General features: G+C 59.5%; 15 protein-coding genes and 1 tRNA gene. 6 read left to right on the forward strand and 10 right to left on the reverse strand.

Features of this window, described 5'->3' with window-relative positions; all coding sequences use genetic code 11:
* Positions 1-10 precede the first annotated feature (10 nt).
* The 5 genes from phaeop14_RS07815 to phaeop14_RS07835 are packed head-to-tail and all read right to left on the reverse strand — an operon-like array spanning position 11 to position 4,992.
* Positions 11-862: a carbohydrate ABC transporter permease gene (locus phaeop14_RS07815; RefSeq protein WP_040169251.1), complete on the reverse strand. Its 852-nt coding sequence runs from the start codon at positions 860-862 to the stop codon at positions 11-13.
* A 9-nt stretch (positions 863-871) separates the two neighbouring features.
* On the reverse strand, positions 872-1,822 hold the full coding sequence (locus phaeop14_RS07820) for a carbohydrate ABC transporter permease (protein ID WP_096789206.1): 951 nt from the start codon (positions 1,820-1,822) through the stop codon (positions 872-874).
* The gene (locus phaeop14_RS07825; RefSeq protein WP_096789207.1) at positions 1,804-3,060 is read right to left on the reverse strand and encodes an ABC transporter substrate-binding protein; all 1,257 of its coding nucleotides are present in this window, start codon (positions 3,058-3,060) and stop codon (positions 1,804-1,806) included. The genes phaeop14_RS07820 and phaeop14_RS07825 overlap by 19 nt, the downstream gene beginning before the upstream one ends.
* Before the next feature lie 41 nt (positions 3,061-3,101).
* A complete protein-coding gene (locus phaeop14_RS07830; RefSeq protein ID WP_096789208.1) occupies positions 3,102-4,253 on the reverse strand; it encodes an aminotransferase class I/II-fold pyridoxal phosphate-dependent enzyme in 1,152 nt (383 codons plus the stop codon).
* Positions 4,246-4,992, reverse strand: coding sequence for a FadR/GntR family transcriptional regulator (locus phaeop14_RS07835; RefSeq protein ID WP_096789209.1), 747 nt, complete (start codon positions 4,990-4,992; stop codon positions 4,246-4,248). Before phaeop14_RS07835 ends, phaeop14_RS07830 begins: the two co-directional genes overlap by 8 nt.
* 545 nt (positions 4,993-5,537) lie before the next feature.
* Here phaeop14_RS07835 and phaeop14_RS07840 point away from each other — a divergent pair.
* A complete protein-coding gene (locus phaeop14_RS07840) occupies positions 5,538-6,707 on the forward strand; it encodes an MFS transporter (RefSeq protein WP_244905819.1) in 1,170 nt (389 codons plus the stop codon).
* Between the two features lie 193 nt (positions 6,708-6,900).
* Here the strand turns inward: phaeop14_RS07840 and phaeop14_RS07845 are convergent, their stop codons facing one another.
* The 5 genes from phaeop14_RS07845 to pdxH all read right to left on the reverse strand — a co-directional run bounded on the left by phaeop14_RS07845 (position 6,901) and on the right by pdxH (position 13,300).
* Entirely contained in the window at positions 6,901-10,545 is a 3,645-nt protein-coding gene (locus phaeop14_RS07845) for a vitamin B12-dependent ribonucleotide reductase (RefSeq protein ID WP_096789211.1), read from the reverse strand.
* 827 nt (positions 10,546-11,372) lie between these two features.
* Positions 11,373-11,449, reverse strand: a tRNA-Pro gene (locus phaeop14_RS07850).
* Positions 11,450-11,492: 43 nt separating this feature from the next.
* Complete coding sequence (locus phaeop14_RS07855) at positions 11,493-12,035, reverse strand: DUF192 domain-containing protein (protein ID WP_096789212.1); 543 nt, start codon at positions 12,033-12,035, stop codon at positions 11,493-11,495.
* Between the two features lie 4 nt (positions 12,036-12,039).
* Positions 12,040-12,576: a cold-shock protein gene (locus phaeop14_RS07860; protein ID WP_024097101.1), complete on the reverse strand. Its 537-nt coding sequence runs from the start codon at positions 12,574-12,576 to the stop codon at positions 12,040-12,042.
* A gap of 118 nt (positions 12,577-12,694) precedes the next feature.
* Entirely contained in the window at positions 12,695-13,300 is a 606-nt protein-coding gene (gene pdxH / locus phaeop14_RS07865; protein WP_040169260.1) for a pyridoxamine 5'-phosphate oxidase, read from the reverse strand.
* 167 nt (positions 13,301-13,467) lie between these two features.
* Between pdxH and fabI the strand changes: the two genes are divergently transcribed.
* The 5 genes from fabI to phaeop14_RS07890 all read left to right on the forward strand — a co-directional run bounded on the left by fabI (position 13,468) and on the right by phaeop14_RS07890 (position 18,948).
* A complete protein-coding gene (gene fabI, locus phaeop14_RS07870) occupies positions 13,468-14,286 on the forward strand; it encodes an enoyl-ACP reductase FabI (protein WP_024097099.1) in 819 nt (272 codons plus the stop codon).
* Positions 14,287-14,402: 116 nt separating this feature from the next.
* The gene (locus phaeop14_RS07875) at positions 14,403-15,017 is read left to right on the forward strand and encodes a LysE family translocator (RefSeq protein WP_040169262.1); all 615 of its coding nucleotides are present in this window, start codon (positions 14,403-14,405) and stop codon (positions 15,015-15,017) included.
* Positions 15,018-15,066: 49 nt separating this feature from the next.
* Positions 15,067-15,570: a xanthine phosphoribosyltransferase gene (gpt, locus tag phaeop14_RS07880; RefSeq protein ID WP_014874783.1), complete on the forward strand. Its 504-nt coding sequence runs from the start codon at positions 15,067-15,069 to the stop codon at positions 15,568-15,570.
* Positions 15,571-15,769: 199 nt separating this feature from the next.
* Positions 15,770-16,960 (forward strand): aminotransferase, encoded by a 1,191-nt coding sequence (locus tag phaeop14_RS07885; RefSeq protein ID WP_096789213.1) that lies wholly within the window; start codon positions 15,770-15,772, stop codon positions 16,958-16,960.
* Between the two features lie 146 nt (positions 16,961-17,106).
* A complete protein-coding gene (locus phaeop14_RS07890; RefSeq protein ID WP_096790258.1) occupies positions 17,107-18,948 on the forward strand; it encodes a peptidylprolyl isomerase in 1,842 nt (613 codons plus the stop codon).
* Positions 18,949-18,957: the final 9 nt, after the last annotated feature.

The raw sequence follows: 18,957 nt of genomic DNA on the forward strand, positions 1-18,957 counted from the left end.
ATCCGGCCCCCTATCCCTTGACCGCGCCGGACGTGAGGCCCTGCACGAGGTAGCGTTGTATGAAAATGAAAAACAGGCAGCTTGGCACCAGCGCCAGCACTCCAGCCGCCATCATCTGCCCCCAGTCAACCGAGAATTTCGACACGAAGGTCAACAGCCCGACCGGGAAGGTCATCGCGTCATTCTTCGAGATCAGCATCAGCGCGAACAGCAGCTCCGACCACGCGGCGGTGAAGACAAATCCAAGCGTCGCCCCCAGCCCCGGTAGGGTCAGTGGAAACACCACCGTGCGCAACGCCTGAAACCGCGAGCACCCATCCATCATCGCAGCCTCTTCCAGATCCTTCGGGATCCCGTCAAAGAAGGATTGCATGAGGAAGGTCGCGAAAGGGATATTGAACGCGGTGTAGACCACGATCAGCGAGGTGAGCGAGTTCAGCAGTCCGAGGTCGGCCACGATTTTGTAGATCGGTGCAATGATCATCAACAGCGGAAACATCTGGGTGATCAGCATCACTGCGATGATGATCCGCTTGCCTGCAAAGACAAACCGCGAAAAAGCATAGCCCGCTCCGGCAGCAATCAGCGTGGTAAAAAACGCAGTCCCCAGAGATACTGTCAGTGAATTGCGGAAATAGGCAAGGAACTCCGTCTCGAACAGAACCGTGGCGAAATTCTCGAACGTTACTGCCGAGGGCAGCATCCGCGTGCCCTCTGAGAAGATCAGCGCATCCGGTGTGATTGCGATTTTCATCAGCCAGTACAGCGGAAACAGCGCAAAGCCGAGATAGAAGGCAATGGCCGCGTATTTCCCGAACGCCAGCGCCGGATGGCGGCTGTTTGAGCGTGCAACAGAACCCATGGGAGACCCTCAGATCTTGACCAGCCGCTTGCGCATCCAAAGCAGGATGACAGCATAGGCCAGCAGAATGATCAGCAGCGCCACCGCAATGGTCGAGGCATAGCCAAAGTCCAATTTGCGGAACGCCGTGGTGAAAATATAGGTGGACAGGATCTGCGTCGAATTGGCCGGGCCACCGCCTGTCATCACGAAGATCAGATCCGCGAAATTCGCAATCCAGATGGTGCGCAGCATCACCGTGATGGCAATCATCGGTGCCAGAAACGGCAGCGTGATCTTGGTGAAGCTCTGCCAAGGCGTCGCGCCATCGATCTCTGCCGCTTCGTACAGCTCGCCGGGAATGGATTGCAGTGCCGCCAGCAGCGTGATCGCAAAAAACGGCACCCCGAACCAGATATTGGCGGTGATCGGTCCCCAGATCGCCAGATCAGGATCACCCAGAATATTATAGGGCTCAGACAGCACGCCAAGAGCGGCCAACCAATGCGGGATCGGTCCGATCACCGGGTTAAACAGCCAAGCCCAAGTCAAAGCCGACAGAAATGTGGGCACCGCCCAAGGCAGGAATACCAGCGCTTGGAACAGTTTTTTACCGAAGAACTGCGTATTCAGCAGCATCGCCAGACCAAGCCCAAGTAAGAACTGAAAGAAGATCGACCAGAAGGTCCAGAAGACGGTGTTCTCCAGCGCGATCCAGAACTTTCGATCACTCCACAGTTTTTCATAGTTCTCAAAGCCAACCCAACCGGTAGCAAAAGGATTGAGCAGCTCAATCGACTGAAAGGAATAGGAAATTCCGACAATCAATGGCATCAACATGACGCTGCCGATCAACAGGATCATCGGCGACAGATATAGAAATGGCTCCACCATATACTGCCAGTAGAGCGAACGTCGTGCCCCGGTTCCCCCGGACACGACGGTTGTTTTGGCGCGCGCAATCACTGCTTTGCCTGCCATTTGGCGTGTTCGTCGGTCAGGAATTCTGCCCATTCATCCGCCAGATCCTGAGCGCTGCGCTGCCCCAGCAGTGCTTCCTGGCTGGTTTCCAGAACCACCGTGCTGGCAAAATAGCCCCATCTCTCCAGATAGGTCGGCATGGTTGTGGGCTCATACTGATCGCCATTCAGCTCCTTGAACCAACCTTCGAATTGTTCGGTCTGGAAATAAGGATCCTGATCCGCGCCTTTGTGAACCGGGATCACACCAACGCGTTTCGCCCAGGTGCCGTTGGCCTCCGGCGCGGACAGGGCCGCGACCAGATCAAAGGCTTTGTCCTCATGTGCTGTTGCCTTGAAGATCGACCAGCCCGCAAAACCGATGGTCGGGAACGCCTTCCCTGAAGGGCCGACAGGCATCGGGATCACCGCAAAATCCTCCGCAGGCATCCGTTCCGAAATCGCGATCAGCGCATCCGGGTCCTGATCAAGGAACGCGCAGGTGCCGGAATAAAAGCCGGCCACGATCTCATTGAACCCCCAGCTGACCGCATCTTTCGGCGCGTAACCGTTCTGGTAGAGATCAAGCATGAACTGGATCCCCTCAACCGAGCCGGGTTCATTCATCCGGCTTTTGCCATCCTCGGTGAAGAAATCATTGGTGCCGTTCATGGCGGCCGCCATCATCACCCAGCCATTGGTTCCACCGGGACCGCCGCGCAGGCAGTAGCCTGATTTGCCCTCCAGTTCGGACACAGCAGCCGATGCGGCCATGAAGTCTGCCATGGTTTCCGGCGGCGCAACCCCGGCTTCGGCAAGCAGATTCTTGTTGTAGAACATCGCCCGAAGATAGAACCCGTAAGGGATCATATAGAGATCCCCGGCCTGACTGCCCATGGCGACGGTCTTTTCTGTGAGGGTGGCGCCATGCTCCCAGTCGGCGACGTGATCACTCAGACTGGCCAGCTGGCCGGAGCCTGCATAAAGGGCCTGCCAGGTGTCCGGCATTTCAACAACATCCGGGATATCACCACCGGCGACCATTGTGGCCAGCTTCTCAAACGCCTGTCCCCACGGCAGGCTGATGATCTCAACCGTCACATCCGGGTTCGCGGCCTCATAGCCGTCAACGATGCTCTGCAAAACCTTGGTGCGTTCCGGGCTGGTGATCACTTCGACCAGCTTCAGCGTTGTCTCCGCATAGGCGGCGCTTCCCGTCAGCATCGCTGCCGTGGTGATCCCTGTCAGAAATTTTTTCATCTTGTCCTTCCCCTTGTCGTGTGACGGTGCACACGGCCCTGTCAGACCGTGCTGGTCGCGAGGGCAGATGTGACATCCGCCCACAGGTCCTCGGCCTCCTCCAGCCCGAGGTTCAGCCGAACGAGGTTCGGCGAAACGCCAAAACGCTGCATCGAATTTTCTTCGCCAATCTGCGCGAGCCCGACACGGGCTGGCAGGATCAGGCTCTCGAATCCGCCCCAGCTAACGCCCAGCCGAAAATGGCGAAGCGCATTGGAAAACGCAGGAATATCCACGCTGTCGTCAAATTCGACCGCCATCAGCCCAGAACGTCCGGTCAGCCCCGGCACCGCGTTCGGCCCCGGAGAATGCACCCGGCGCACCTGTGGCAGCGCGGCCAGCCGATCAACAAACAGCGTCGCTGTGGCCTGATGTTGTCGCATCCGGACAGCGAGGGTCCGCAGGCCCCGTGTCAGCAGAAACGCCTCAAACGGCGCCAGTTTGGCGCCCAGGAGCGGCAGTGTCAGATCACGGATCCGGTCAATATGCTGCTGCGCCGCAACCACCACGCCGGCCACTGTGTCGGAATGGCCGGAGATGTATTTGGACGCGGAATGCAGAACTATATCAACACCCTGTGTCAGCGGTTTCTGAAACACCGGGCTGGCCCAGGAGTTGTCGATCATCGTCAATACGCCGTGCCGTTTGGCATGGGCTGTCACCTTCTTGAGGTTCAGCGGCTGAAACACGACCGAGCTGGGGCTTTCGAGATAAGCGAGGCGCACCCCGTTCAATAGCTCCGGCTCTTCTTCCAGCTGATGCGGCGCGTAATAGTCGATCTCCACCCCAAATGGTCGCAGCATCCGTTCCATGAACCGATAACTGTCGGGGTAGACATGCTCGACGCAGGCGATCCGATCCCCCGGTTTGACAAAGGCCAGCAGCGTCGACGAAATCGCCGCCATACCGGAGGCAAAGCCAACTGCCGCCTCCCCCTGTTCCGCCTTGGCCATCAGCGCCTCAAACGCGGCAACCGTCGGGTTTTGCACACGCGTGTAGATGGCAGCGTCACTGCGTCCCGCCATCCTGTCCTCAAATGCCTCATAGCTGTCAAAGCTGAATAGCGACGTCTGCACAATCGGCGGCGTGATCGTGCCGCTCCCGTCGTCCATGACCGCCGCCATCAATGTCGCCAGATCCGCCCCCTCAGTCATTGCGCCCCTCCACCATGGACTGCATCGACTCGCGGATCTCCGCCTCGACCATATCCAGTATGCGTTCCATGACCTGAGCCGCAGCGCTCTCGTCACCGGCGACCACCGCTTCGGCGAGCGGCAGATGCAAGGGGATCGACGCCTCGCCCAGATGCGGTTTGCCAAACGGCGCCTCATATACCTCGTTGAAGCCATGTTGGATCTGCTGGATCAGCTGACCGAACAGCGGGTTACCGCAGGCTTCCTGCAACGCTTCGTGAAAGCGATAGTCCGCCGCGCGCCAGTCCTGCCCGGCGCCATGGATCGCAATCAACTCACCCACGCGCCCCATGATGATCCGGCCGCTTTGCGGCGTGATATTGCGCGTCGCCAGGCGTACGGTTTCGATCTCAAGCGGGCGACGCACGGCGTGTGTCCGCAGCAGGCTCTCGGCCTCCAGCTTGAGCGTCACGGGCAGGTGAATGGCGTTGGAGACCACCTCGGTGGCGAGCCGCGTACCGGCTTTTTTATTGCGGGTCACAATGCCCATGTTCTGCCAGGCGGTCAGCGCCTCACGTACTTTGGCGCGACCAATCCCAAGCTGGCGGGCAATGTCGACCTCCGGTGGCAGCCGATCACCGATGCCAAGTCCCTCCACCTCGATCATATGCGTCAAAGCTTCCAGAACATCGCGGCTGCTGCTGCGCGCCGGAAGTGGCGCCATGCTGTGGCTGAATTGTTTTGGATCACGCACTGCCATGCTCTGCCTCTCTTTGGGTCGGCGTTGTGCCGAACCCCGTCTCAGAAGAGCATGTCAGTATTGTCCGACATTATCAACGTTATTGTCGGACAATATAATACATATATTTATCATATGGATAAGGTATTTATGTGTCATCGATTTGCCCGATGACTGCTCAGCACGCAATGTATCTGAGAGGGTGGTGAAGGCGTCTCAAAGAATGATTCGACCTGTCCTCACGATGGTAGTCCACCGAAATTGTTGCCACTGCAAAGATGCCCTGCAACGGGATGGCACAGATATGAAAAGCCGCGCAACCCGACGGGTAGCTAGACACATAGCGCCGCAGTACCTCGACGCTGGCACTGGCGGCCATCTATATCCGCCCACACAACGGTATCTGGCGTACAGATCAGAGTGTAGTTTCACCCGCATCAATCCTTTCAACTGCCAGTCGGGGAAGTGGCAGCTTCCAATCACGGTGCGCCCGCTTGCGTCTGCATCGGATTCAGATCAACCTGCGGAAAATACCCGTCAGCCGTTTGCCACCCAAAGGTTATCCTGTGACCGAAACCCGTTCAGATTACCTCCGCCAGACATTCAGGCTGCGCAGTCCGTGGCGTGCTGTATCGTCGATGTTCATGTTGAACGGCGCATTATTCGGCATCTGGGCCTCGCGCATTCCTGCGGTGTCCGAGTTTCACGGGCTGAGCCCGGGTGGGCTTGGACTATTGCTGCTATTGATGGCGGCCGGTGCGATTCTGTCGTTCCCATTGGCCGGACGCGCGGCTGACCGGATCGGCGCGGCCCGTGTCACCCGTCGGGTGGCGCTGGCCTATGTTCTGGGGCTGGTGTTGCTGGCGCTGGCCCCGACCCTGCCGCTGCTGGCGGCGGCTTTGTTTGTCTTTGGCGCGGCCCATGGAAGTATGGATGTCGCCATGAACGCCTGGGCCAGCGAAGTCGAGGCCCGCGCGGCGCGGCCAATGATGTCCTCTTTTCATGCGATGTTCAGCCTTGGCGCCGGTCTCGGGGCGCTCTCCGGGTATGGTGCGGCGTCCATCGGCGCCGATATCCCACTGCACTTCCTCGTGGCCGGCAGTGTTTCAGCTCTGCTCACGCTTTACATGGCGCAGATCCCCTGGGTGGCGAGCCCCGCCCCAATGGGGGGTGCTGCCAAACCGTCCCTGCTGCCGCGCGGCCCCTTGCTGACGGTTGGTTTCGTTGCCTTCTGCGGCGCAGTTGGCGAAGGCGCCATGGCCGACTGGAGCGCGATTTTTCTGGTTCTGACAACTGGTGCAACCGAGGCTGATGCGGCACTTGGCTTTGCCGTTTTCTCCGTTGCGATGGTGGCGATGCGGCTGGTTGGCGACCTTGTCGTCGCACGTATTGGTGCCGTCGCAGCAGGCCGTCTTGCCGGAACAAGTGCCAGCATTGGCGCGCTGATTGCGGTCGGCTGGGGCAGCTATGGCGCGGCAATGGTCGGCTTTGCCCTGATGGGGATTGGCTATGCGCTGGTCATGCCGCTGGCCTTCAGCCGCGCGGCCAGCGATCCGGACCTGCCCGCTGGTGCGGCCATTGCCAGCGTTGCAACCTTTGGCTACGGCGGTATCTTGATCGGCCCGCCAATGATTGGCGTCACAGCTGAGCTGATATCGCTGCCCGCAGCCTTTCTTATCCTGGCCGCACTTGCGGTTTTTATCGTTATGTTCTCACACGTTCTGAGACGCAGCTGATCCATCACCAAACAAGAAAAAGGGAGGCACAGTGGCCTCCCCCTCCAGGTGCACGGATCAGGTGGTTTTTGTTACCGCCCGAGGTCGTTGCCTGTGTCCTGATCCGTGTCGGGATGAGCGCACCCATCCCGGGTTCCGAACCGCCGCGAGACTCCTTGTGCCGCGACGATCATCATTCCGTTGCCAGCCCGTTTCAGCTACAGCCAGAGGTGCCGCCGCAGGTGTTGCATTTCATGCAGGTGCCATTGCGCACCAGCGTGTAATTGCCGCAATCGCCGCAGGCCTCGCCTTCATAGCCCTGCATCTTTGCCTTGGTCCGGGCATCCATGCCGCCGGAGACTGCCGGCGCTGCCGCGGTTGACGTCTCAGGAACAAGCGATTGCAAGGCAGAGACAGGATCAGTGCCATCCGCCAGCATCTCGGTCTGGCCGCCCTGAAGAACAACCAGCTCCTGCGGCAAGCGCTTGCGCAGATAGCCGGTGGAGGAAATCTGCTTCAGCACTTCCAGCGACCGGGTCGCGGCGGTCTCACTCAGTTCGGAAACGTTGGAGACACCCTCTTCCTCACCCCGGCCCAGATCGTCAAAGCTGGCGCCTTCCGGTTTGACATGCGCCAGATCGGTGCGGTCCAGATAGCTCACCGCCAATTCGCGGAACACATAGTCGAGGATCGAGGTCGCGTTTTTGATCGAGTCGTTGCCCTGCACCATGCCCGCAGGCTCAAATTTGGTGAAGGTGAAGGCATCCACGAATTCCTCCAGCGGCACGCCGTATTGCAGACCAACCGAGACCGCGATGGCGAAGTTGTTCATCATCGCCCGGAAGCCAGCCCCTTCCTTGTGCATGTCGATGAAGATTTCGCCCAGGTTGCCATCTTCATACTCGCCGGTGCGCAGATAGACCTTATGCCCCCCGACGACCGCCTTCTGAGTATAGCCCTTGCGGCGTTGTGGCATCTTTGTGCGATGGGATTTCACCACCTCTTTGATGACCACTTTCTCGACAATTTTCTCGGCCAGGGTGATGGCTTTTTCCTGCTGCGAGCCGCTTTCCAGAACCTCTGCCGCCTCGTCATCATCCTCAACAAGCGCCGCGGCCAGCGGCTGGCTCAACTTGGAACCGTCACGGTAGAGTGCATTGGCCTTCACCCCCAGCGACCAGCTGAGTTCATAGGCTTTCTGACAATCCTCAATGGTCGCGTCATTGGGCATATTGATGGTCTTGGAGATCGCGCCCGAGATAAAGCTCTGCGCCGCCGCCATCATCAGGATATGGCTCTCAACCCCAAGGTACCGCTTACCTTTCTTGCCGCAGGGATTGGCACAATCAAAGATGTGATAATGCTCTTCCTTCAGATGCGGCGCACCTTCCAGCGTCATCGACCCGCAGACATGGTCATTTGCGGCCTCGATATCGGCCTTGCCAAAGCCAAGGTGACGCAAAAGATCAAAGGTCGGGTCGTTCAGCTTGGTTGCCGGGATGCCCAGAACGCCGGTGCAGAAATCCTCACCCAGCGTCCACTGGTTGAAGACAAACCGGATGTCAAAGGCACTTTCCAGTGCGGCATCGACCTTCGCCAGTTCCGCCGGGCCAAACCCATGGCCGGCCAGCGAGGTATGGTTGATGCCCGGCGCATTGCCGATGGTGCCGTGACCCACCGCATAGGAGACGATCTCTTCAATCTGCGCCGGGGAATAGCCCAGCCCCTCCAGCGCCGCAGGCACCGAACGGTTGATGATCTTGAAGTAGCCGCCACCGGCCAGCTTCTTGAACTTCACCAGGGCAAAATCCGGCTCAATCCCGGTGGTGTCGCAATCCATCACCAGACCAATGGTGCCGGTGGGTGCGACAACGGTCGCCTGCGCATTGCGGAACCCGTGACGCTCGCCCAGCTCCAGCGCCTCATCCCAGCTGCTCATTGCCAGTTCCGCCAGACGCGGATCGGGGCAATTTGCACTGTCCAGTGGCACCGGCTTCACGGCCAGGCCTTCATAGCCGTCAACCGACCCATGCGCAGCCGCCCGGTGATTGCGGATCACCCGCAGCATATCGCTGGCGTTCTGTTCATAGCGGGCAAATGGCCCCAGTTCCGACGCCATTTCTGCCGAGGTCGCATAAGACACGCCGGTCATGATTGCCGTCAGCGCACCGCAAAGCGCGCGCCCCTCGGCACTGTCATAGCCAAAGCCCATGTTCATCAGCAGGCCGCCGATATTGGCATAGCCCAGGCCGAGCGTGCGGAAATCATAAGAGCGCTGCGCGATTTCCTTCGACGGGAACTGCGCCATCATGACGGAGATTTCCAACGTCACGGTCCACAGGCGGCAGGCGTGCATATAATCTTCGGCCTGGAACTCCCCATCCTTGAGGAAGGTCAGCAGGTTCAGCGACGCGAGGTTACAGGCGGTGTCGTCCAGGAACATATATTCCGAACACGGGTTTGAACCGCGAATTTCGCCATCAGACGGGCACGTGTGCCATTCGTTGACCGTATCGTGGAACTGGATTCCCGGATCAGCGCAGGCCCAGGCCGCATGCCCCACCTTTTCCCACAGATCGCGGGCCTTCACCGTTTTGGCCACCTTGCCATCGACGCGGTTGATCAGCTGCCAGTCGGCGTCTTTCTTCACCGCATGCAGGAAGGCATTGGTGACCCGGATCGAGTTGTTGGAGTTCTGCCCTGAGACCGAGCTATAAGCGTCGCTGTCCCAGTCGGTGTCATAGGTCGGAAATTCAATCGAGGTGTGGCCCTGCTTTGCATAATCCAGCACGCGTTTGACATATGTCTCCGGGATCGCGACCTTTTTTGCCTCGCGAATAGCCAGCTTCAGCCCGTCGTTCACAGCCGGATCATAGGCATCGGCTTCGGCCCCGTCCCAGCTGCGAATGGCCTCGAACAGGCCGTTCAGCATCTTCTCATGCATCTTGGAGCCAGCGACGATGGACGCCACTTTCTGCTCTTCGATCACTTTCCAGTCGATGAACTGTTCAATATCAGGGTGATCCGCATCGACGATCACCATCTTGGCCGCGCGCCGCGTGGTGCCGCCGGATTTAATGGCGCCTGCTGCACGGTCACCGATTTTGAGGAAGCCCATCAGGCCAGAGGATTTGCCGCCACCGGACAGCGGCTCGCCCTCACCGCGCAGATGGCTGAAGTTGGTGCCGGTGCCGGAGCCATATTTGAACAGGCGCGCCTCGCGCACCCAAAGATCCATGATGCCGCCGTCCTGCACCAGATCGTCAGAAACTGACTGAATAAAGCAGGCATGAGGCTGGGGATGCTCATAGGCGCTGTCGGATTTGGTCAGCTTGCCGGTTTTATAGTCGACATAGTGGTGCCCCTGGGCCGGACCGTCGATGCCATAGGCCCAGTGCAGACCCGTGTTGAACCACTGCGGGCTGTTGGGCGCGGCGCGCTGGGTCGCCAGCATGTAGCGCATTTCGTCGAAATAAGCGCGCGCATCCTCCTCGGTGGAGAAATAGCCCCCTTTCCAGCCCCAGTAGCACCAGGCACCGGCGAGGCGATCAAACACCTGCTTGGAGGAGGTCTCACCGCCAAACTCTACATCATCCCCCGCTGGTGCAGAGCGCCAGAGGAATTCAGGAACGCCTTTTTCACGGAGCTTTTTCAGTTTGCTCGGCACGCCCGCCTTACGGAAATATTTCTGCGCGATAACGTCGCTAGCAACCTGACTCCAGCCCGCCGGAACCTCGACGCCCTCAAGACGGAACACGATGGTGCCATCCGGATTGCGGATTTCCGACGTTGCAGGAACGAAGTCCAGATCGGCATATGCGTCCTGCCCAGATTTTGTGAATTTCCGTTCAATCTTCATGCCATCTGCCTCTTTTCTGCAGTCCCACTGTCACAAATCACGTCTTATTTCGACGTATCGCATGTCGGTTTTCGCAACAAATCACCGAGCTGCGCATCTCATAGAAGATGCGAGTCAGGGCCGAAACCCCATTTCCGCCAGCGCTTGATGCTTTGCTCCGTCTGGTGCAGCGCTGGGTGAAAACCACCATATTTTGTGCTGCGCCATCCGACATACACAATTTGACGTATTCGAGCATATGTGGTCAACGGCATTTTTAGCCTTTCGTAACCAACTTTTTGATTGACGATAGCTTATTGGTCTGAGGTCGATCACGAAGCCGCGATTCAAAGTTGATCTCTTTACGCCACACATGCGCCGCCTTCTCAGGTGCCTGACGCGATAATTCCCCTTCAAGAGAGGGGGTTGCCGTGGTTGTGGTAAACGGGGGCTTCGAGGGAACTGCGATCCGAGGCACCGCCACACAACCTTTCCGTGGGTTGATAAAGTGAAATACCCGCAAGTTAAGTCTGGCGCGTGTCCCTGAGATTTTTTTCTATGATGACAAGAAGCGTTAAACCAATTCGACGCCAAAGCGCAACAGTTGGTTAAGCGCCCCTTAACAGACCCGCCTCCAACGCGATTTTGGTTACGAAATGGAAACCACTTCGAATCTCCGATCTGGACACGCAGAGGTGGATCAGTTGGTGGGTTTTTCGGCGATAACGAGCGTCATCGAAATAGAGCATCGACTTTCGAGCAGTCCGATAAAGAGAGTATCCGAACGCGAAACGCCGACTGCCTGAACCAGGCGAGTCGGCGTCTACGTTGCATCCCGTAGGATGACATGGTCGGGGCGGCGAGATTCGAACTCACGACCCCCTGTACCCAAAACAGGTGCGCTACCAGACTGCGCCACGCCCCGGACCGTGCGCCTTCCTAGCGTTGCCAATCTGATTTGAAAAGCCCTAACAGGGCCAAATTGCGCCTGATTTTGAAAAAACTTCGTGGCGCAGCTCGGTGCCGACAGAAATACCGAAGCGCTCCGCCAGCCCCCCATTGATTTCCAACACCGCAAAGACGTTGTCGCCACCGGGAATCGGTGTCAAATCGCCAGGGATCGCCCGGTGATGGATGTGCCGAACCGTCCCGGTCACATCGACAAACAGCATATCCAGCGGGATCAGCGTGTTCTTCATCCAGAAACTGGCCCGCTGCGGCGTCTCATAGACAAACAGCATACCAGCGCCACGCGCCATATGCGGCCGATACATCAGCCCCTCGGCACGTTCTTCAATAGTATCAGCGATTTCCACGATAAATTGGGTCTGTCCCCAAGGCCCGCGCAGAGCGACCCGATTGGGCTGGCAGGCCTCCGACCCGTTTTGGGCGGACGCGCCATCTGCTGCCACAATTGCGACGACAGACAGAATACAGACTGCGGCTGCTCTGGCTCCTGCTGTCAATCGGCGCATGACCGGGCGTGACATTCGGATCCAGAGGGGCTGCATCTTCTCAGTCCTGCTTTTCCAGCAGGGCGGCTTCCCAGGCGAGCACCTCAACCGCCATGCGGCCCCGCTTGCCGTCGATGACCCGCATTCCCAGGGCCTCCCCCGGTTGCAGCTCCGACAGGCCGGACTGGCGCAGAACCTCGACATGCAGGAACACATCTTCATCGCGCCCGAACACATTGGCAAAGCCAAAGCCCTTGCCCTTGTCAAACCACTTCACCCGCGCAGGCACCAATGGCTCAGAATAAAGAACATCCGAATCCATTTCGGCAAAATCGCTCAGCACAGGGCTGTCGTCGCGCGTCGGAGGTGTGATCGACAGGACTTCCACCGCCTGAACACCGCGTTCTGTGCGATGCGTCACCAACTCAACCTCGGCCCCATCCGCGATAGAACTCTGGCCGAAGTTACGCAGCACGTTCACATGCAGCAGGATATCCGGTCCGCCCTCGTCAGAGACAACAAATCCGAACCCTTTGGTCGGATCGAACCATTTCACCAGCCCGCGTATTTGCTGCAAACTGCTCAAGTCTTCTGCCACTGCCGTAGTCCACCGTATTCTTCAGTATTTAACCCGTAGGTGATGCTCTATTCTCGGAACGAAGTTCAAGCTAAAAACACCCGCCAATATCACAAATCTGCTATTTCCCTCAGATAACCTAAGGGCACAGCCGATCCACGGTCCAAAGCGCTTCGGGGGATTCGCGCCGCCAGACAAACCGGTCATGAAGGCGGAACGCCCCATCGGCCCAGAATTCGATCTCCAGCGGCGTCAACCGATAGCCACCCCAGAATGGAGGGCGATCCGGGTTTGATCCTTTGGTTGCAGTCACTTTCGCCACCTCTGCCATGAGGGCGCCACGGCTTGACAGTGGCCGCGACTGCGCCGAAGCCCAGGCCCCCAAGCGGCTCTTGAGAGATCGGGATTTGTAGTATTCATCCGCCTGCGGGCCGTTCTCGCGGGTGATGATCCCACGGGCGCGCACCTGACGGCGCAGCGATTTCCAATGCATGACAAACGCAGCCTTGCCCGCCCCGTCCAATTCCTGTGCCTTAGCGCTCTCGTAGTTGGTATAAAAGACAAAGGCCGCGTCCTCGATCTCCTTCAGCAGCACCATCCGGCAATTCGGAAGGCCATCTGCATCGACCGTGGACAACGCGATCGCATTGGGATCGTTGATCTCGCTCTCCTCGGCCTCACTCAGCCAGCTGCGGGCGATGGCAAAGGGATCCTCTCCCGCAAAGATACCGCTGCGATCGGACATGGCGCACCTCATAGTCTATTGTGTTTGGGTTGGCTGGCGCGTGAATGCGCGTGGCTGATGGCAACCTAGGTCGACATCGGCCCCACGACAAGAGACAGCGCTCTTGAAGCGTCCCGCGTGACAGACTAAAGGTCGTCTAATTCGAAGATCACAGGCGGAGAACCTGCATGTCTAGTCAACTGATGGCCGGCAAACGTGGCCTCATCATGGGCCTTGCCAATGACAAATCCATCGCGTGGGGCATTGCCAAAGCCTGCGCCGACGCCGGCGCTGAGCTTGCGTTTTCCTACCAGGGCGAGGCCCTGAAAAAACGCGTCGACCCGCTGGCGGCGCAATTGGGCAGCGATATCGTCCTGCCCTGCGATGTGGCCGATGAGGGCTCTGTCGATGCGCTGTTCGCCGCACTGGAAGAGAAATGGGGAAAGCTGGATTTTCTGGTGCACGCCATCGGCTTTTCCGACAAGAACGAACTGCGCGGCCGCTATGTCGACACCAGCCGCAGCAACTTTCAGATGACTATGGACATCTCGGTCTACTCCTTCACTTCGGTGATGCAGCGTGCCGAAAAGATGATGTCCGAAGGTGGCAGCGCTGTAACGCTGACATATTACGGTGCGGAACAGGTCATGCCACACTATAATGTCATGGGCGTGGCCAAGGCGGCGCTGGAAGCATCGGTCAAGTATCTGGCCGAAGATCTGGGCAAGGATGGCATCCGCGTCAACGCGATCTCGGCTGGCCCGATCAAGACGCTGGCAGCCTCCGGTATCGGTGATTTCCGCTACATCATGAAGTGGAACGAGTTCAATTCGCCACTGCGCCGCAACGTGACCATCAATGACGTGGGCAATTCCGCGCTCTATCTGCTGTCGGATCTGTCCTCCGGTGTAACCGGGGAGAACCTGCATGTTGACGCTGGTTATCACGTCGTCGGGATGAAGGCGGTCGACGCCCCCGACATCGACGCGGCCACCGGACGCAAGTAACGCCGCGCGAAAGCAAGCGCAGGTCCAGCTGCCACACCGGTTGCGACAGCATCCCAAAGCAAGTCACAGCAGGCGCGCGGCCCACGCGCGCCTCTTCCAATAACAGGGACCGCACTATGACACTGGCTGCCTTTACAGCTTCCGTCCTGCTTTGCCTGATGGCGGCCATCAGCCCCGGCCCCGCCGTCCTTATGGCCGCGCGCGTTGGCCTTGCTCATGGCTGGCGCAGCGGGCTGGCGCTGGCGATTGGCATCGGCACCGGTGCGGTGCTCTGGGCCTCGGCCGCGCTGTTCGGGCTGAACCTCCTGTTTGACTACGCCCCCTTCCTGCTGACCCTGCTGAAGGTGGGCGGCGCCCTGTTCCTGATCTACATGGCCTGGAACATGTGGCGTCACGCCAATGAGCCGATGTCGCAGGTCAGCGATACGCAACTGCCGCAGACGGCCTTTGCCGCGTTTCGCCTGGGGATCTTCACCCAGTTCGCAAACCCCAAAGCGGCAGCTTTTTTCGGTGCTGTCTTTGTCGGCACCGTGCCCGACGGCAGCAGCCCATTCACCCTCGCGGCGCTGCTTATCTGCATCTTTCTGGGTGAAGTCACCTGGAACACCTTTGTGGCCCGTATCTTCTCCTTTGAGAAAACGCGCCGTGGGTATATCAATCTGAAACATGTGATCGACCGGGTCTTTGGCGGCCTGCTCGCCGCCCTCGGGGTTAAGATCGCCGCCCTCTGAGGGCTGATGTGCGATCCGGACGCCAGATCCTAACAGGAGCATCAAAAACATGACCGATCGTCTGCCTCATGAAAAAGGCTTTCATATTTCCTGGGACCAGCTGCACCGCGACAGCCGCGCACTGGCCTGGCGTCTGGATGGGCAAGGGCCCGACAATGGCGCCTGGCGCGCCGTGGTGGCCATCACCCGTGGCGGCATGGCCCCGGCCATGATCGTCAGCCGCGAGCTGGACATCCGCATTGTCGACACCATCGGCGTGAAATCCTACCACCATCAGGATCAGGGGCAGGCCGAAGTGCTGAAAGCGCCTGACGCAGAGCTGATGGGCGACGGTGAAGGCGTGCTGATCATCGACGATCTGGTCGACAGCGGAAAAACCCTGGAGCTGGTGCGCCAGATGTACCCCAAGGCACATTTTGCCACCGTCTACGCCAAGCCCAAGGGCCGCCCGATGGTCGATACCTTCATCACCGAAGTCAGCCAGGACACCTGGATTTTCTTCCCCTGGGATATGGCGCTGCAATATGTCGAGCCCTACCGCGGCACCGACTGATCTCTGTTGATCCAAGCAACAAATGACCACCTGACAAGACGCGCCTTCGGGGGCGTCTTTTTCTTTTGCGCGCAGATATGGGCTATCCATTTGACCACCCCCAACCAAAGCCCCTTGCAAAACCTCTGAACTTGCGGCGGAGTGGCCCAAACAGGCGCCACCGTTTCACCCACAGACGCCGACGCAGAACAGGACACCCATGCCACAGGCTTCATTTCCAAATGCCCGTACCCGCGACACCTTTGTCTCGCCGATTGTCGAATCCCGGCGCTGGCTTCAGGGGCTGACGCTGCCCGCAGATCTGCCGCTGCTGAACCTCAGTCAGGCGGCACCAGCTGATCCACCGCCGGACGGGCTGCGCCGCGCCATTGCTGACGCCGCCCTGGACGACGACAGCAGCCATCTTTATGGTGCGGTGCTTGGCCGGGATGAGCTGCGTGCAGCCCTCGCCGACAAAATGAATCGTCACTACGCAGCTGATCTGTCTGCGGCAGATGTGGCGATCACCTCCGGCTGCAATCAGGCCTTTGCCGCGACGATTGCGGCGCTCTGTGGTGAGGGCGATCAGGTCATCCTGCCGACGCCCTGGTATTTCAACCACAAAATGTGGCTCGACATGCAGGGGGTGGAGACCTGCCCGTTGCCTGTGGGAGAGGCCATGCTGCCCAGCCCCGATGCCGCCGCAAAACTGATCACCGACAGAACCCGCGCCATTATTCTGGTAACCCCCAACAATCCCTGCGGTGTGGAATATCCCGACGGTCTGGTGCAGCGGTTCTACGATCTGGCCCGCGCCCATGGTCTGGCGCTGATCGTGGATGAAACCTATCGCGACTTTGACAGCCGCAACGGCCCGCCACATACGCTGTTTCAGGATCCGAACTGGTCGGATACGCTGATCCATCTTTACTCCTTCTCCAAGGCTTACCGGCTGACCGGCCATCGCCTCGGCGCGATTGCGGCCCGCCCGGACCATTTGCTGGAGATGGAGAAATTCCTCGATACCGTCACCATTTGTCCCGCCCAGCTGGGACAGGTCGGCGCGCTCTGGGGGCTGGAGAACCTTGACGACTGGCTCGCGGGTGAACGGCAGGAACTGCTCAACCGGCGTTCTGCAATTGAGGCGGGGTTTGCGCCACTTGCGGCGCAGGGCTGGCAACTTCTCGGCTGTGGCGCCTATTTCGCCTATGTCGCCCATCCCTTTGCGGCCTCTTCTGACGCGTTGGCCAGACGTCTGGTGAAAGAGGTCGGTGTCCTGATGCTGCCCGGCAGCATGTTCACCCCGGACGGCGATCCCAGCGGCGCACGGCAGTTCCGTATTGCCTTCGCCAATGTCGACACACATGGCATCCGCACGCTTTTTGACCGACTGGCAAGCTGGACAGCCTGACCCATCCCCCCCACTCACCCGCTCTGAACATGGAGGCTGATCAGTCGTCCCTTGCCCCTTTCAAGGTGGCAGCGTATTCAGAGCCTCGACATTTCAGCATTCCCGACTGCCCGGTGCAGTTCGGCGACCGGCAATACGAGGACATCATGGCTGCAGGCATGAAAAAACTATCAAATACATTTGTCTGGATCCTGATGGGGATGCTGATTATCGGTCTGGCCGGATTTGGCGCCGTGAATTTCACAGGCTCTGTGTCCTCCGTCGCCGTGGTTGGCGATCAGGAGGTTTCGGTCGATGATTACGCTCGCGAATTGCAGCGCGAACAGCGCGCGCTTGAGGCGCAGACCGGCCAGCGCATCCCTATCGCCCAGATGACTGCGCTTGGTATGGACCGCGTGGTGCTGGGGCGTCTGATCGCCATTGCCGCCCTGGATCAGGAAAGCAGCGATCTTGGCCTGTCGATTGGCGATCAGAACCTGTTTGATGAAATCAGCCGGATCCCGGCCTTTCAGGATGGCACCGGCGCCTTCAACCGTGACACCTATCAATATGCACTCGACAATATCGGCCTGACCGAGGCCGCGTTTGAGGCCGACCTGCGCCGCGAATCCGCCCGCACACTGGTGCAGGGCGCCATCATGGCCGGCACCGAAATGCCCGACACACTGCGCGACACACTGACCAGCTATGTCGGCGCGCGCCGCAGCTTTGACTGGCTGACAGTCAGCGAAGACAGCGTGGCCCTCACCGCGGTCGAGCCGAGTGAAGACCAGCTGCGCGCCTTCTATGACGCCAATATCGACCAGTTCACCCTGCCCCGTACCAAGGTGATCACCTATGCCGCCCTGCGTCCCGACGCGCTGGTGGATGAGATCGAGATCGACGACGCAGCGCTTGAAAAGCTCTTCAACGACCGCAGCGCCGAATATCAGGTGCCCGAGCGCCGTCTGGTGGAACGTCTGGTCTTTGCTGACCAGGACGCCGCCGACAGCGCCAAGGCGCAGCTCGACATCAACGGCACCACCTTTGACGCGCTGGTCGCGGATCGTGGCCTCAGCCTGCAGGACGTGGATCTGGGCGATGTGACCATGGGTGACCTTGGCAGCGCCGGTCAGGACGTCTTTGCCGCGCAGGTCGGCGATGTCGTCGGCCCGCTCGACAGCGATCTGGGCCCGGCCCTGTTCCGCATCAATGGCCGTCTTGAGGCCCGCGTGACCAGCCTTGAGGATGTCAAGGATGAGCTGCGCGCCGAACTGGCCACCGACCGCGCCCGTCGCCTTATTGAAACCCGCGCGGAGGAGATCAACGACATGCTCGCCGGCGGTGCCACGCTGGAGGAGCTGATCGACGAACCCGGCATGGAACTTGGCAAGGTCGACTGGCACAGCGGAAGCACTGATGGCATCGCCGCCTATGACGGGTTCCGTCAGGCCGCATCCTCCGTCACCGCCGAAGACTTCCCTGAAGTGGCCTTCCTTGAGGATGGCAGCCTGTTTGCCATCCGCCTGGATGAGGAACTGGACCCGCGCCCCGAACCCTTCGCGGATGCGCAGGACAGACTGCGCGCGGCATGGCAGACCAAACGGTTGCAGGACGCCCTGAAGGCCGAGGCCGAGCGTTTGGCTGATATGCTGCGCACTGGCGCTGACCTCCCCGAGGGTATTGAGTTGATGTCAGAAACCGGCCTGACCCGCGCCGCCTATATCGACGCGGCACCACAGCAGCTGATGGCCCGCGTCTTCGATCTGGCAGAGGGCGAGGTTGCCGTGGTCAGCGATGACACAGCCACTGTTGTGGTGCGCCTCACTGAGACCCTGCCGGTGGCCGATACGCCAGAAATGGCAGCGCTGGCCGAGGCGATGGGGACCCAGCTTGATCAGGCATTGGCACAGGCCCTGTTCGAAGCCTTCGTCCAAGATGCCCAGACCCGCGCGGCCCCGCGCATCGACCCGCAGGCGCTCAATGCCGTGCAGGCCAACTTTCAGTAATCAAGGCAG

The sequence above is a fragment of the Phaeobacter piscinae genome, assembly GCF_002407245.1.
Lineage (GTDB): Bacteria > Pseudomonadota > Alphaproteobacteria > Rhodobacterales > Rhodobacteraceae > Phaeobacter > Phaeobacter piscinae.

Bases quoted from the DNA above. Each gene is read 5' to 3' on its own strand.
- gpt (WP_014874783.1), top strand. From the start codon at position 15,067: ATGACCGATCGTCTGCCTCATGAAAAAGGCTTTCATATTTCCTGGGAC.
- phaeop14_RS07820 (WP_096789206.1), bottom strand. From the start codon at position 1,822: ATGGCAGGCAAAGCAGTGATTGCGCGCGCCAAAACAACCGTCGTGTCC.
- phaeop14_RS07875 (WP_040169262.1), top strand. From the start codon at position 14,403: ATGACACTGGCTGCCTTTACAGCTTCCGTCCTGCTTTGCCTGATGGCG.
- phaeop14_RS07830 (WP_096789208.1), bottom strand. From the start codon at position 4,253: ATGACTGAGGGGGCGGATCTGGCGACATTGATGGCGGCGGTCATGGAC.
- phaeop14_RS07815 (WP_040169251.1), bottom strand. From the start codon at position 862: ATGGGTTCTGTTGCACGCTCAAACAGCCGCCATCCGGCGCTGGCGTTC.
- phaeop14_RS07890 (WP_096790258.1), top strand. From the start codon at position 17,107: ATGGCTGCAGGCATGAAAAAACTATCAAATACATTTGTCTGGATCCTG.
- phaeop14_RS07855 (WP_096789212.1), bottom strand. From the start codon at position 12,035: ATGCAGCCCCTCTGGATCCGAATGTCACGCCCGGTCATGCGCCGATTG.
- fabI (WP_024097099.1), top strand. From the start codon at position 13,468: ATGTCTAGTCAACTGATGGCCGGCAAACGTGGCCTCATCATGGGCCTT.
- pdxH (WP_040169260.1), bottom strand. From the start codon at position 13,300: ATGTCCGATCGCAGCGGTATCTTTGCGGGAGAGGATCCCTTTGCCATC.
- phaeop14_RS07825 (WP_096789207.1), bottom strand. From the start codon at position 3,060: ATGAAAAAATTTCTGACAGGGATCACCACGGCAGCGATGCTGACGGGA.
- phaeop14_RS07835 (WP_096789209.1), bottom strand. From the start codon at position 4,992: ATGGCAGTGCGTGATCCAAAACAATTCAGCCACAGCATGGCGCCACTT.
- phaeop14_RS07845 (WP_096789211.1), bottom strand. From the start codon at position 10,545: ATGAAGATTGAACGGAAATTCACAAAATCTGGGCAGGACGCATATGCC.
- phaeop14_RS07885 (WP_096789213.1), top strand. From the start codon at position 15,770: ATGCCACAGGCTTCATTTCCAAATGCCCGTACCCGCGACACCTTTGTC.